We start from the raw sequence: 13,310 nt of genomic DNA on the forward strand, positions 1-13,310 counted from the left end.
CTCTTAAGCAATCTCAATCATCTCGAAATCTTGTTTGCCCACGCCGCAGTCGGGGCACAACCAGTCTTCAGGTACATCCTGCCAGGCCGTGCCAGGAGCGATGCCATCGTCAGGCCAGCCTTCACGCTCGTCATAAATCAGTCCGCAAACCACACACTGCCACTTTTTCATTATCACCTCAGGCCATCACAGGGCTATTTGTGCCGCGCACGCTAACGTATCTGTGCAGATGCGCCAAGGCGCTGTACCTTTCTTGTACAAACCACAGCCGCCCACCGAGCGCCGCGATAGAGCGTGATAGACTCGCGGCTTGTCGCTTACAGATGAATGCTGCTCGTGCCCCACGCCTCCTTCGCCATGTCGCCTAATTGGTTAACCGCCGCCGCCCTGCAACCTGCCCCCGTTCCCGAGGTGTGGCAGTGGCTGTTCAATCAGGACTCGCTGACCCGCCGCTTAACCAAACTCTCCGCGAACGGCTTTAGCGTGGTGCCCTTACTGCAAGGCTGGGCGCCGCTGCGTGACGATGAATGTGCAGTGCTGGGCGTAGCTGCAGGCAGCAGCGGTTGGGTACGCGAGGTGTATTTGTGCGGCCACGATCAGCCTTGGGTATTTGCCCGCAGTGTCGCCGCGCGTAGCGCCCTAGAAGACTCCGCTTTGGATTTAGCCGAGCTGGGAAATCGCTCGTTGGGCGAGTTGCTGTTTAGCGACCAAGCCTTCGCCCGTGGAGAGCTGCAGGTCTGCCGTTACCCGGCAGCTTGGCTGCCTAGCCCCGATCAACAAGAAGGGCTGTGGGCGCGGCGCTCCAGCTTTAGCCGGGGGCCATTGGCGGTGCTGGTCGCCGAGGTGTTCTTACCCAGCTTCTGGCCTGCCGCCGGCGTGTCCCTGAGTTAGCTGCACGCCGCTATAATCGCCGCACCTCGCCTGGAGACGCGCTTGATGTATACCCGCCTACTGCAATCACTGAATCGTCTACACCCGCGCGCCTGGGATTTCATCCAACTGATGCGCATGGAAAAACCCATCGGCATTTACCTGCTGCTGTGGCCAACCTTGTGGGCGCTGTGGATTGCCGCAGAGGGCATGCCAAGCTGGAAGAATCTGCTCATTTTCGTCGTCGGCACCGTACTGATGCGGGCCGCCGGCTGCGTCATCAACGACTTCGCCGACCGTAAATTCGATGGCCACGTTAAGCGCACTCAAGCACGCCCCCTGGCCAGCGGCGTCATCCGCTCGCGCGAGGCGCTGATCCTGTTCGCCGTGCTGATCGCCCTGAGCTTTGTCTTAGTCCTGTTCACGAATAGCGCGACGATTTGGCTGTCGTTCGGCGGCGTAGCCCTGGCGGCCTGCTACCCCTTTATGAAGCGCTTCACCTTTTATCCACAGGTGGTGTTGGGCGCGGCCTTCTCCTGGGGTATCCCCATGGCTTTCACCGCCGAAACCGGCCAACTGCCGGCCGCGGCTTGGCTGCTGTATATCGCCAACCTGCTGTGGACCGTGGGCTACGATACCTATTACGCCATGGCTGACCGCGAAGACGACCTGAAGATTGGGGTCAAATCCACGGCCATTCTGTTCGGCGACGCCGACCGCATCATCATCCTCAGCCTGCAAGGCTTGGCGTTGGTCTGCCTGCTGCTGGCGGCAGCGCGCTTCGAGCTGGGGCTGTACTTTCACTTAGGCCTGCTGGTGGCGGCTGGGTGCTTCCTGTGGGAATTTTACCAAACCCGCAAACGCGAACCGATGGTGTGTTTCCAAGCCTTTTTACATAACCACTGGGCCGGCTTGGCGATCTTCGTGGGCCTAGTCCTGGAGTACGCCCTACGCGCCTAGCGCGCCGCTCTAGATCGGCAAAGACAGCAATAGCCTTTGGCCAGCGGTCGAGTGTTTGTCATATAGCTGCAATAATTTCGTTATCTAATGCAGACCATTAAAACGAGATGACTTGAGGCTAAAGCCATGGTGGGCAAAAACATTCTGATCGTCGATGACGAAGCACCAATCCGCGAGATGATCGCGGTTGCTTTAGAAATGGCGGGCTATGACTGCATGGAAGCAGAGAACACACAACAAGCCCACGCCCTGATTGTTGACCGCAAACCTGACCTGATTCTGCTCGACTGGATGCTGCCCGGCACCAGCGGCATTGAACTGGCAAGGCGCCTGAAGCGCGATGAGCTGACCGGTGATATCCCCATCATCATGCTCACGGCCAAAGGTGAAGAGGACAACAAAATCCAGGGTCTGGAAGTCGGCGCCGATGACTACATCACCAAGCCCTTCTCGCCGCGTGAATTAGTCGCCCGCCTCAAGGCCGTGCTGCGCCGTGCCGGCCCAGCTGATAGCGACGGCCCGATCGAGATCGACGGCCTCAAGCTCGATCCCCTCAGCCACCGCGTCACCATCGATGGCAAACCCGCTGAGATGGGCCCCACCGAATACCGTCTGCTGCAATTCTTTATGACTCACCAAGAACGCGCCTACACCCGTGGCCAGCTGCTGGATCAGGTATGGGGCGGTAACGTGTATGTCGAGGAGCGCACCGTCGACGTGCACATCCGCCGCCTGCGCAAAGCCCTCGGTGAGGCTTATGAGAACTTGGTGCAAACCGTGCGCGGCACCGGTTATCGTTTCTCCACCAAGAGCTAGTTCACCAGCATAAGGATTGACTGGCGGATGGACCTTCTTTGAATCACAACTGGCGCGCCTCTCTGTTTCGCCGCCTGGCGTTGCTGCTCAGTGCCTGCTTGTTGCTGGGTTTGCTCAGCGGCGAGTACGCCTGGGCACTCGTGCTGGGTTTGGCCGGCTATCTGCTGTGGAACCTGCGCCAACTGCTGCGCCTGCAGCAATGGCTGAACACCCGCCAAGGTGACGAGACGCCGCCCGATGGCTACGGCCTGTGGGGCGAGATCTTCGACAGCATCTATCACCTGCAACGCCGCGACCAGAAAGTGCGCGGCCGCTTGCAAGCGGTGATCGACCGTGTCCAGGAATCCACCGCCGCCCTGAAAGATGCAGTGATCATGCTTGATCGCGACGGCAACCTGCAGTGGTGGAACCTGGCCGCAGAGAAGTTGCTCGGCCTGAAAACGCCACAAGACAGCGGTCAGCAGATTACCAACTTGGTGCGCGATCCACGTTTTATCGAATACTTCGAAGGCAGTCATTACAGCGAACCGTTGGAGCTGCCCTCACCGGTGAGTGATCGCCTGCGCCTGCAGTTCCAGGTCACCCAATACGGCAACCAAGAGCACCTGATGCTGGTGCGCGACATCACCCGCTTGCATCAGCTGGAGCAGATGCGCAAAGACTTCGTGGCCAACGTGTCCCACGAGCTGCGTACCCCCTTGACCGTGATCGCCGGCTATCTGGAAACCCTCTTGGACAACGTCGATGACGTTAAGCCGCGCTGGTTACGTGCTTTGCAGCAAATGCAGCAGCAAGGTGTGCGCATGCAAAACCTGCTCAATGATTTGCTCCTGCTGGCCAAGCTCGAGGCCACCGACTACCCCTCGGACAACCAGCCGGTGAACATCTACGACATGCTGCAGACCATTCAACATGACGCCCAAGCGTTCTCCGGCAAGCGCCAGCATCAGATTAGTCTCAGCGCCGATCCCTCGCTCAAGCTCAAGGGCAGTGAAGCTGAGCTGCGCAGTGCGTTCTCTAACCTGGTGTTTAACGCCGTGAAGTACACCCCCGACCTTGGCGAGATCCACGTGCGCTGGTGGGGCGATGCGCAGGGCGCTCACCTGAGCGTGCAGGACACCGGCTTGGGCATCGAGGAAAAACACCTGCCACGCCTGACGGAGCGCTTCTATCGGGTCGACTCCAGCCGCGCCAGCAACACCGGCGGTACAGGCTTGGGCTTGGCCATCGTCAAGCACGTACTACTGCGCCACCGCGCCACATTACAGGTCACTAGCCGCCTCGGTTCGGGCAGCACGTTTAGTTGTCATTTCGCCAGTTCACAGGTGGTGCAGCCATCTGAGTAATGGTCAGGCTACTTGCAAAATAATGCCGCGGCGGCCAACCTTGAATGCTCATTAGCTAACCGAATCCCCCATGGACCCCTCCACAAGTCACATCGCAAGCAGCTATTTCGCCGATATCGGCATGATGTTATTCGCTCTGTTCCTGGTCTTGCTCAACGGCTTCTTCGTCGCCGCCGAGTTCGCTATCGTCAAACTGCGCGCCACTAAAGTGGAAACTCTGGCCAGCGAAAACGGCTGGCGCGGGCAGATCCTGCGCACCGTGCATAACAAACTGGATGCCTATCTCTCGGCTTGCCAGTTGGGGATCACCTTGGCCTCGCTGGGCCTCGGCTGGGTCGGCGAGCCGGCCTTTGCTCACTTGCTGGAGCCTGCCCTGCACTCGGTAGGGGTGCAGTCCGCTGAGGTGGTGCAAGGCGTGTCGTTCTTTACCGCCTTCTTTTTGATCTCCTATCTGCATATCGTCCTCGGTGAACTGGCGCCTAAGTCCTGGGCCATTCGCAAGCCCGAGCTGTTGTCGTTGTGGACGGCAGTACCGCTGTACTTGTTTTACTGGGCCATGTACCCGGCGATCTTCCTGCTTAACGCCAGCGCCAACGCCATCCTGCGCCTGGCCGGGCAAGGCGAGCCGGGGCAGAACAACGATCACTCGTACAGCCGCGATGAACTCAAACTGATCCTACACTCCAGCCGCGCCAGCGACCCGAGCGATCAGGACATGCGCGTGGTGGCCTCGGCCGTGGAGCTGGGTGAGCTGGAAGTGGTGGACTGGGCCAACTCCCGCGAAGACTTGGTCAGCCTGCCCGAGCAAGTGACCCTCGCCGAGGTGTTCCGGGTTATCCGCCGGCACAAATACAGCCGTTACCCGGTGCAAAACGAAGACAGCGGCGAGTTTGTCGGCGTGCTGCACATCAAGGACCTGCTGCTGCATCTGTCGCTGCTCGACCATCACCCGCAGGAAATCAACCTCGCTGAGCTGCTACACCCGGTGGAACGGGTCAGCCGGCATATGCCGTTGCTCGATCTGCTCGAGCACTTCCGCCAAGGCGGCTCGCACTTTGCGCTGGTCGAAGAAGCCGACGGCAAGGTCATTGGCTACCTGACCATGGAAGACGTGTTGGAAGCCCTCGTAGGCGATATCCAGGACGAACACCGTAAGGCCGAGCGCGGCATCCTCGCCTATCAGCCCGGCAAGTTGCTGGTGCGTGGCGACACCCCGCTGGCCAAGGTCGAACGCCTGCTCAATGTCGACCTCGACCATGTTGAAGCAGAAACCATGGCCGGGCTGATCTACGACAGCCTCAAGCGGATGCCCGAAGAAGAGGAAGTGCTTGAGGTCGAAGGCCTGCGCGTGATCATCAAGAAGATGAAAGGGCCAAAGATCGTCTTAGTCAAAGTGCTCAAACTCAGCTGAGCCAAGTTGTAGGCTGCGCCCTGCGGAGCTTGGCGCAGCTGGTCTACTCGCCGCCTACCGCAAAGTTGGGCAGGCTATCCACCGGCTGGGCGAAACGAAACGGAATCGACTCCAGCGCCAGTCCGACGTTGCGCTGGACCACGAAGTGCAGGTGCGGCCCGGTGCTATTGCCGGTGTTGCCAGAGCGCGCCAGCAGACTGCCCGCCTGAATCCGGCTGCCCTCACTGACCACCACCGAGCCTTTTTGCAGATGCAGATAAACGCCCATGGTGCCGTCGTCATGCAGGATACGCACGTAGTTGCCGGCTGGATTATTGCCGCGCCCGCTCTGGCCGTTCTCCACCCGCACCACCACACCGGCGCGTGAAGCCACAATCGGCGTGCCTTCGGGCATGGCGATGTCTAAAGCGTAACGGCCTTTGGCAGTGAAGTGACTGTAAGTACCGTTGGCGCCCTGGGTCAGGCGGAACGGCCCACCACGCCAAGGCAGCGGATAGGCCTGCTGGCTGGGCTGCGTGCGCGGATCACCCATGGCATAGCGCAGCTTCGGGGTGTAGCGCATGGGCTTGGCCATATCGCGTGCGGCCAAGGTGGCCAAACGGATTTTGCTGCGCGGCGGCAGAACCCAGTGGATCGGTTGGTCCGGCGCGCCGCTGACGTTATCCAGATTGCTCAAGCGCAGCTCAATCTGCACCGGCGCATACAAATCATTGCGCACCTGCAAGGTTTCACCACCTGCGTGCTTTTGCGTTTCCAGTTTCACTTGGGCGTCGAGACGTTCGACCATACGGTCGCGAAAGACAAACACCTGAGCGCCAGCCGTGGCCTTATCGGAATAAGTCACCACGCCGTTGCTGTCGGTGTACTTGTAGATGGTCAGTGCCGCCGCTGGACCAGCGCAGCCCAACACAACACAGAAAACCAGTAAGCGCCCTAACTTCACGATCTTAGTCTTATAAGTAGTAGCTACGGGCTAGCGAGATTAGCAGCCACTGGCGCAGGGCGCGAGCCACGACGGTCGACTTGTGAGATGTCTCGCAGACTGCTCAGAGCACCTATGCGCCGGGACTAAAATGTTTCTGCGCCGTGCCACGGGCGATTAAGCGCGAAATGTAATCAAGCTTCTGCGGGTCCTGATCAACAAAGCGGAAGCTCAACTGCAGCCAATCGCTATCTGGACGCGGCTCAAACGCTGCCACGGCGTGCAAATAGCCATTGAGCCGCGCCGTCTCAGCCGCCTCGCCCTGCTCCAGATCCAGAACTGCGCTATCGAGCACCTGGGGCAGTGGGTCGCCTCGCCTCACCACCAACAACGCCTCTTTCAAGCTGATGGCCTTAATCACACAGGGCATGACGTCACCCGAAGACAAGCGCAGTTGCCCTTGGCCGCGACCGCTGGGGGCACTGCCCGCCGCCTTACTCGCCGCACGTGGTGCAGCGCCAGGAGCGGCCGCGCGAGGGGTGGGATTAGGGGTTTTCACCACGGCAGCTTTACCGCCAGTGAGAGCCGCCAGGGAGTCATTGGCATAGGCACCGGTGCTGAGCATCTTCGGCGGCGCGCTGGAGAGCAGCGCCTGCAACTTACCGACCCGGCTCAGGGCCTTTTTGACCTTGGTGATTAATTGCTCGTTAGAAAACGGCTTGCCGATAAAGTCGGAGACACCGGCTTGAATAGCCTGCACCACGTTTTCTTTATCGCCGCGACTGGTGACCATAATGAATGGCGTGCTTTTGTGCTCGTCTTGCTCACGGCACCAACTGAGCAATTCCAGCCCCGACATCTCGGGCATTTCCCAGTCGCACAAAATCAGGTCAAAAGACTGTCGGGCCAGCATTTGCTGAGCCTTACGGCCATTCACCGCGTCTTCGGTTTGAATGCCTGGGAAGTTGTCGCGTAACCCTTTTTTCACCAGATCGCGAATAAAGGTCGCGTCGTCCACCACCAGCACACTGATCTTACTCATCGGCCACTCCCGTTGATCTGGCCTAAGCATAGACACGGGAAGTGGCCAAAGGCCAACTGAAATACATTTAAGTAGATTTTGCTCGCACAAAGACCAACACAAAGCTCTAAATCAAGGCTTTAAGCCAAGGTTAATTGTCCTTGCCTGGCCCTTCGACCTCTTCTTGCATGCGTCTCAAGCCAATATGCTTCACGTCAGTACCACGTACCAGGTAGATCACCAGCTCGGCAATATTGCGCGCGTGATCGCCAATACGCTCCAGCGAGCGCAGCGCCCAAATCACATTGAGCACGCGGGAAATCGAGCGTGGGTCTTCCATCATGTAAGTGACCAGTTCACGCAGGGCGGTCTTGTATTCGCGGTCGACGGTCTTGTCGTATTGCGCCACCGACAAGGCCAAGTTGGCATCGAAACGGGCAAAGGCATCCAGCGCCTCCTGCACCATTTTGCGCACTTGGTCGCCGATATGGCGCACCTCCACATATCCCCTTGGCGCTTCGCCTTCTTCGCACAGTTGAATAGCGCGTTTGGCGATTTTGGTGGCTTCATCACCGATGCGCTCAAGGTCGATCACCGACTTGGATACGCTGATGATCAAACGCAGATCGGAAGCCGCTGGCTGACGCCGCGCCAGAATGCGCAGGCATTCTTCATCGATATTGCGCTCCATCTGATTGATCTGGTCGTCGACTTCACGCACTTGCTGCGCCAGCCCCGAATCCGCATCAATCAACGCGGTGACGGCATCATTAACCTGTTTCTCAACCAGCCCGCCCATGGCCAGCAGATGACTGCGCACTTCCTCCAGCTCGGCATTGAACTGCTGGGAGATATGCTGAGTGAGGTTGTCTTTGTTGATCATGTGCAAACCCTTGGAGAACTGGTGATAAGTCTTGCCGCCTTGCTAAATGTCCGAGCGCTACGCTGGGCCGCTTAGCCGTAGCGCCCAGTGATGTAATCTTCGGTTTGTTTCTTGGCTGGGTTGGTGAACAGCGTGTCAGTATCGCCAAACTCAATCAGCTTACCCATGTACATAAACGCGGTGTAGTCAGAAACCCGCGCCGCCTGTTGCATGTTGTGGGTCACGATAACGATGGTGAACTTGGATTTAAGCTCGTAAATCAGCTCTTCAACTTTCAGCGTCGAGATCGGGTCGAGGGCCGAGCAAGGCTCATCCAACAACAGCACTTCAGGTTCTACGGCGATGGTACGCGCGATCACCAGACGCTGCTGCTGACCGCCAGAGAGGCCCAGAGCCGAGTCGTGCAGTCGATCCTTCACCTCATCCCACAACGCCGCGCCTTTAAGCGCCCACTCCACCGCCTCATCGAGCACGCGCCGCTTGTTAATGCCCTGAATGCGCAGGCCATACACGACGTTTTCGTAGATGGTCTTAGGGAAAGGGTTGGGCTTTTGGAACACCATGCCAACTCGTCGACGCAGCTCGGCGACGTCCTCGCCCTTGCGGTAAATGTTGTGGCCGTAGAGATTGATCTCGCCTTCAACACGGCAGCCATCAACCAGATCATTCATGCGGTTGAGAGTACGCAGCAAGGTCGACTTACCGCAGCCCGAGGGGCCGATAAAAGCGGTCACACGCTGCTTGGGGACGGTCATCTGCACATCGTAAAGCGCCTGCTTGTCGCCGTAGTAAAGATTCAGGCCAGGGATGTCGATGGCCACCGTCTCATTGCTCATATTCAAACCTTGGCGTTCGCGGCCCAAGGCGCTCATATCAATGGCGCGGGCATGTGCTTCGTGCTGCATGGCAGACTCCTACACTAACAATTCGTTGCGGCTGCCCCAGCGTGGGCGGGGCAGCCAGCGGATTAATGATCCAGCGCCTTGTACTTTTCGCGCAGGTGGTTACGAATCCATACCGCTGACAGGTTCAGCGTGGCGATCACCAGCACTAACAACAGTGCCGTGGCGTACACCAAAGGCCGGGCAGCCTCGACGTTAGGGCTCTGGAAGCCGACGTCGTAGATATGGAAGCCCAGGTGCATGATTTTTTGATCCAAGTGCAAATACGGGTAGTTGCCATCCAGTGGCAACGACGGCGCCAGCTTGACCACCCCCACCAGCATCAGCGGCGCGACTTCACCAGCGGCGCGGGCCACAGCGAGGATCATGCCGGTCATCATTGCCGGGCTGGCCATGGGCAGAACGATCTTCCACAGCGTCTCGGACTTAGTTGCTCCAAGGGCCAAAGAGCCCTCGCGCAGCGTGCGGGGAATCCGCGCCAAGCCTTCTTCCGTGGCAACGATCACCACCGGCACGGCAAGCAGGGCCAGGGTCAGCGAGGCCCACATCAGGCCAGGGGTGCCGAAGGTCGGCGCGGGCAAAGCTTCGGGGAAGAACAGGCGATCCAGCGAGCCGCCCAGCACATAAACGAAGAAGCCCAAACCAAACACGCCATAGACAATCGCCGGCACCCCGGCGAGGTTGTTCACCGCGATACGGATGACCCGGGTCAGAGCGTTTTGCTTGGCGTATTCACGCAGGTACACCGCCGCCAATACACCAAAGGGAGTCACGATCATGGCCATGATCAGAGTCATCATCACCGTGCCGAAAATCGCCGGGAAGATGCCGCCTTCAGTGTTGGCTTCACGGGGGTCATCGCTGAGGAATTCCCACACCTTGCTGAAGTAGAAACCCAGCTTGGTGGCGGCACCCATGGCATTGGGCTGATAGGCGTGGATCACTTTCGAAAGGTTGATTTCCAGCTCTCGGCCATTGGCATCGCGGGCAGTCAGACTATCGCGATTGAACTGAGCATGCAGCTCGCCCAAACGCGCTTCAATAGCCTGATAGCGCGCGTTCAACTCCGCACGCCCGGCCTCTATATCCGCTTGCGCGGCGGCGTCCAAGTGACCACTGAGTTCCAACTTGCGGCCCTGCAAGCGCAGGCGTTCAAGACCGGCGTTAATGGCGCCGATATCGGATTTTTCTAGGCTCTTTAGCTCAGCGGCGAGTTGATTGACCCGCTCGATCCGCGCTTGCAGTTCAGGCCAAGCCTTATCCCCTTCGGCCACCACCTGACCATCTTGTTTGATGTTGATCAAGTAGCCGTAGAAATTGCCCCACTCGCGGCGCTCCAGGGCCATCAGTTGTTCTGGATAGTGCTGCTCTTTGAGCCACTCACCAACCACCCAACTGAAGTCGCTGCCGTTAAGATCGCGGTTACCCACTTTGATCAATTCGCGGGTCATAAACTCCGGGCCTTGCTCAGGCACCGGCAAGCCGGCGCTCTTGAGACGGGCCCGGGGGACTTCTTCTTTCTGCACCACTTCGCCAACCACCACATGGTTGGCTTGTCCGGGTACTTGGTAACTGGCTTGGAGCAAATCAGCCGGCCAAAAATGGCCAAGGCCACGTACCGCAATGACCGCCAACAAGCCTATGGTCATGATGACGGCGATGGACACCGCGCCACCACTGATCCACACACCCGGGGCGCCGCTCTTAAACCAGTGTTTTAGGGAGTTCTGCTTCACAGACTGCTACCTTTCTTAAAGCGACGAGTATTTCTTGCGCAGACGCTGACGAATCAGCTCCGCCAGGGTGTTCATCAAAAAGGTGAACAACAGCAACACCAAGGCCGAGAGGAACAACACGCGGTAGTGACTGCCACCCACTTCGGACTCCGGCATCTCCACCGCCACGTTGGCCGCCAGAGTGCGCAGGCCCTCAAACAGGTTCATCTCCATGACCGGGGTGTTGCCGGTGGCCATCAGTACAATCATGGTTTCCCCCACCGCACGGCCCATGCCGATCATCAGCGCGGAGAAAATCCCTGGGCTGGCAGTGAGAATCACCACCCGGGTCAGGGTTTGCCACGGCGTCGCACCGAGGGCCAAGGAGCCTAGCGTCAGGCCACGAGGCACACTGAATACGGCGTCTTCGGCGATGGAATAGATGTTGGGGATGACCGCAAAGCCCATGGCCAAACCGACCACCAAGGCGTTGCGCTGATCGTAGGTGATGCCTAAGTCGTTGGAGATCCACAGGCGCATATCGCCGCCAAAGAACCAGTTCTCCATAAACGGACTCATGTACAGCGACAGCGCGCCCACCAGCAGAATGACCGGAATCAGCATCGCGCTTTCCCAACCATCCGGCACTTTCAAGCGCAGCGAATCAGGCAAACGACTCCAAGCAAAACCGGCGACCAGAATGCCCACCGGCAACAGCAGCAATAGGCTGAAGATCCCCGGCAAATGGCCTTCGACGTAAGGCGCGAGGAACAGGCCGGCGAAGAAGCCGAGGATCACCGTTGGCAGCGCCTCCATCAACTCGATTACCGGTTTAACCTTGCGGCGCATGCCGGGCGCCATAAAGTAGGCGGTGTAGATGGCCGCAGCGATCGCCAAAGGCGCAGCCAGCAACATGGCGTAGAACGCAGCTTTTAAGGTGCCGAAGGTCAGCGGCGCCAAGCTCAGCTTGGGTTCAAAGTCAGTGTTGGCTGCAGTGGATTGCCAGATGTACTTTGGCTCATCGTAGTTCTCGTACCACACCTTGCTCCACAACGCGCTCCAGGAAACCTCGGGATGCGGGTTATCCAGGTGCAGTGGCTGCAGTTGACCATTGGCTTCAACCAACAGGCTGTTGGCCCGCGGCGACAAACCGAACAAGCCTTGGCCGTCGACCACTGGCTCGACTAGCAAGGTACGCTGGGCAGTACTGTGAAATACCCCCAATTCGCCGCTGGCATCCAAGGCGACAAAACCTTTACGCCGTTCTTCGGCGCTGATCTGCACCACAGCGGCCGTGCCCATTTGGAAGGTGCGGATCTGTTTCAGGCGCGGTTCACCATCGCTGTCGCGAGCCATAAACCACTGCGCTAAACCACCTTTGGAGTCGCCGATAATCAGCGAGATACCGCCAACTAACTGGGCACTGGCAGTGACCTGCGCATCAGCATCGTCCAGCAGCTTATAGCGACCATTGAGGCTGCTATCTCGCAGGTTAAACACGTCAGCCTGAGCCCTGCCGTCGAGGACATACAGCCACTGCTGACGCGGATCGACGAAGATGCTCTGCACCGCTTCGGTCATCTGCGGCAGTTCGATGCGCTTTTGCTCAGTCGTGACCTCACCGGTCATAAGGTTCTCCTCGCGACTGATTTGCAACACATGCAGTTGCGCGCCATTGGCGGCAGCCAAAATCAATGAGGAGTCACTGGCATTCAGACTGATGTGCTGCAACGCCTGCCCTTGCTCACCGAGTTGCAGCGGCTCGGTGCCATAAGGGTATTCAATCGCAGGGGTGATGGTCTTCTTACCATCGGGATAGGTGACGTTGTAACTGTGGCGCAGCACTATGGCCTGGCCGTTGGATAAGCCGATGGCGACCAAGGTACTGCCGGGCTGATCTTTAGCAATGGCAGTGATGGTGGCACCAGCCGGAATCGGCAGATCGACACTGCGCAAGCTCGCGCCGCTGTCGATGGCAAAGAACTGCGCTTGACCTTGATCGGAAATACGCAGGCCCACCTGATTCTGCTCTTCGATGGACAGCAGTAGCGGCTTGCCGGCATCCGCCATCCACGCAGGGGTTAATGGTTGCTTAGCCTCCAGCTCAGCGCCCTGGAACAAAGGCGCAACCACATAGGCCAGAAAGAAGAAGATCAGGGTGATTGCCGCCAAGACGGCTAAACCACCCACCAGCACGTACCACCGGGTAAAGCGGTCTTTGAAAGCCCGGATACGACGCTTGCGGCGTAGCTCTGGAGTGTTGAAGTCAATCCGCTTGGTGGTAGCAGTGGTAGTCATAGTGGTATTAGCCAAATCATTCATGGACATACCCTAGCGGCCCTGCATGACAGAAAGATGACAATACAGTGACGCGACAAAGCCGCCGCCGAGCATTGCTGGCGACGGCATGGAATTCAGGCGGCAGAGGCCGAACAACGACCCCTGCCAGACACAACAACGCGAT

Annotated in this window: 12 protein-coding genes; 5 read left to right on the forward strand and 7 right to left on the reverse strand. The window is 58.6% G+C overall.

What is annotated here, in order from left to right:
• Positions 1-3: 3 nt before the first annotated feature.
• Positions 4-171 (reverse strand): rubredoxin, encoded by a 168-nt coding sequence (locus NTD81_RS17605; protein ID WP_262184011.1) that lies wholly within the window; start codon positions 169-171, stop codon positions 4-6.
• Positions 172-336: 165 nt separating this feature from the next.
• Here NTD81_RS17605 and NTD81_RS17610 point away from each other — a divergent pair, with 165 nt between their 5' ends.
• The 5 genes from NTD81_RS17610 to NTD81_RS17630 all read left to right on the forward strand — a co-directional run bounded on the left by NTD81_RS17610 (position 337) and on the right by NTD81_RS17630 (position 5,403).
• Positions 337-891 (forward strand): chorismate--pyruvate lyase family protein, encoded by a 555-nt coding sequence (locus NTD81_RS17610; protein WP_262184012.1) that lies wholly within the window; start codon positions 337-339, stop codon positions 889-891.
• Between the two features lie 45 nt (positions 892-936).
• Positions 937-1,830, forward strand: coding sequence for a 4-hydroxybenzoate octaprenyltransferase (gene ubiA, locus NTD81_RS17615; RefSeq protein ID WP_262184014.1), 894 nt, complete (start codon positions 937-939; stop codon positions 1,828-1,830).
• Between the two features lie 126 nt (positions 1,831-1,956).
• Positions 1,957-2,646, forward strand: a complete 690-nt coding sequence (gene phoB / locus NTD81_RS17620) for a phosphate regulon transcriptional regulator PhoB (protein WP_262184017.1) — start codon at positions 1,957-1,959, stop codon at positions 2,644-2,646.
• 38 nt (positions 2,647-2,684) lie between these two features.
• Entirely contained in the window at positions 2,685-3,992 is a 1,308-nt protein-coding gene (gene phoR / locus NTD81_RS17625) for a phosphate regulon sensor histidine kinase PhoR (RefSeq protein WP_262184019.1), read from the forward strand.
• 70 nt (positions 3,993-4,062) lie between these two features.
• Positions 4,063-5,403 (forward strand): hemolysin family protein, encoded by a 1,341-nt coding sequence (locus NTD81_RS17630; protein WP_262184021.1) that lies wholly within the window; start codon positions 4,063-4,065, stop codon positions 5,401-5,403.
• A 43-nt stretch (positions 5,404-5,446) separates the two neighbouring features.
• On the opposite strand, the gene NTD81_RS17635 is transcribed toward NTD81_RS17630, so the two are convergent.
• From NTD81_RS17635 to NTD81_RS17660, 6 genes are all read right to left on the reverse strand, one after another.
• Positions 5,447-6,346, reverse strand: a complete 900-nt coding sequence (locus NTD81_RS17635; RefSeq protein ID WP_262184022.1) for a peptidoglycan DD-metalloendopeptidase family protein — start codon at positions 6,344-6,346, stop codon at positions 5,447-5,449.
• Between the two features lie 112 nt (positions 6,347-6,458).
• On the reverse strand, positions 6,459-7,367 hold the full coding sequence (locus NTD81_RS17640) for a response regulator (protein WP_262184023.1): 909 nt from the start codon (positions 7,365-7,367) through the stop codon (positions 6,459-6,461).
• 130 nt (positions 7,368-7,497) lie between these two features.
• Entirely contained in the window at positions 7,498-8,229 is a 732-nt protein-coding gene (gene phoU, locus NTD81_RS17645; protein ID WP_262184024.1) for a phosphate signaling complex protein PhoU, read from the reverse strand.
• A gap of 71 nt (positions 8,230-8,300) precedes the next feature.
• Complete coding sequence (pstB, locus tag NTD81_RS17650) at positions 8,301-9,134, reverse strand: phosphate ABC transporter ATP-binding protein PstB (RefSeq protein ID WP_262184025.1); 834 nt, start codon at positions 9,132-9,134, stop codon at positions 8,301-8,303.
• A gap of 62 nt (positions 9,135-9,196) precedes the next feature.
• Positions 9,197-10,867 carry a phosphate ABC transporter permease PstA gene (gene pstA / locus NTD81_RS17655; RefSeq protein WP_262184026.1) on the reverse strand — a complete coding sequence of 557 codons (1,671 nt, stop codon included), beginning with the start codon at positions 10,865-10,867 and terminating at the stop codon, positions 9,197-9,199.
• Positions 10,868-10,882: 15 nt separating this feature from the next.
• Positions 10,883-13,168: an ABC transporter permease subunit gene (locus NTD81_RS17660; protein WP_262184027.1), complete on the reverse strand. Its 2,286-nt coding sequence runs from the start codon at positions 13,166-13,168 to the stop codon at positions 10,883-10,885.
• Positions 13,169-13,310: the final 142 nt, after the last annotated feature.

The organism is Pseudomonas sp. 5P_3.1_Bac2 (assembly GCF_025465995.1).
Lineage (GTDB): Bacteria > Pseudomonadota > Gammaproteobacteria > Pseudomonadales > Pseudomonadaceae > Aquipseudomonas.

Bases quoted from the DNA above. Each gene is read 5' to 3' on its own strand.
- ubiA (WP_262184014.1), top strand. From the start codon at position 937: ATGTATACCCGCCTACTGCAATCACTGAATCGTCTACACCCGCGCGCC.
- phoB (WP_262184017.1), top strand. From the start codon at position 1,957: ATGGTGGGCAAAAACATTCTGATCGTCGATGACGAAGCACCAATCCGC.
- NTD81_RS17660 (WP_262184027.1), bottom strand. From the start codon at position 13,168: ATGAATGATTTGGCTAATACCACTATGACTACCACTGCTACCACCAAG.
- pstB (WP_262184025.1), bottom strand. From the start codon at position 9,134: ATGCAGCACGAAGCACATGCCCGCGCCATTGATATGAGCGCCTTGGGC.
- NTD81_RS17605 (WP_262184011.1), bottom strand. From the start codon at position 171: ATGAAAAAGTGGCAGTGTGTGGTTTGCGGACTGATTTATGACGAGCGT.
- NTD81_RS17640 (WP_262184023.1), bottom strand. From the start codon at position 7,367: ATGAGTAAGATCAGTGTGCTGGTGGTGGACGACGCGACCTTTATTCGC.
- phoU (WP_262184024.1), bottom strand. From the start codon at position 8,229: ATGATCAACAAAGACAACCTCACTCAGCATATCTCCCAGCAGTTCAAT.
- NTD81_RS17630 (WP_262184021.1), top strand. From the start codon at position 4,063: ATGGACCCCTCCACAAGTCACATCGCAAGCAGCTATTTCGCCGATATC.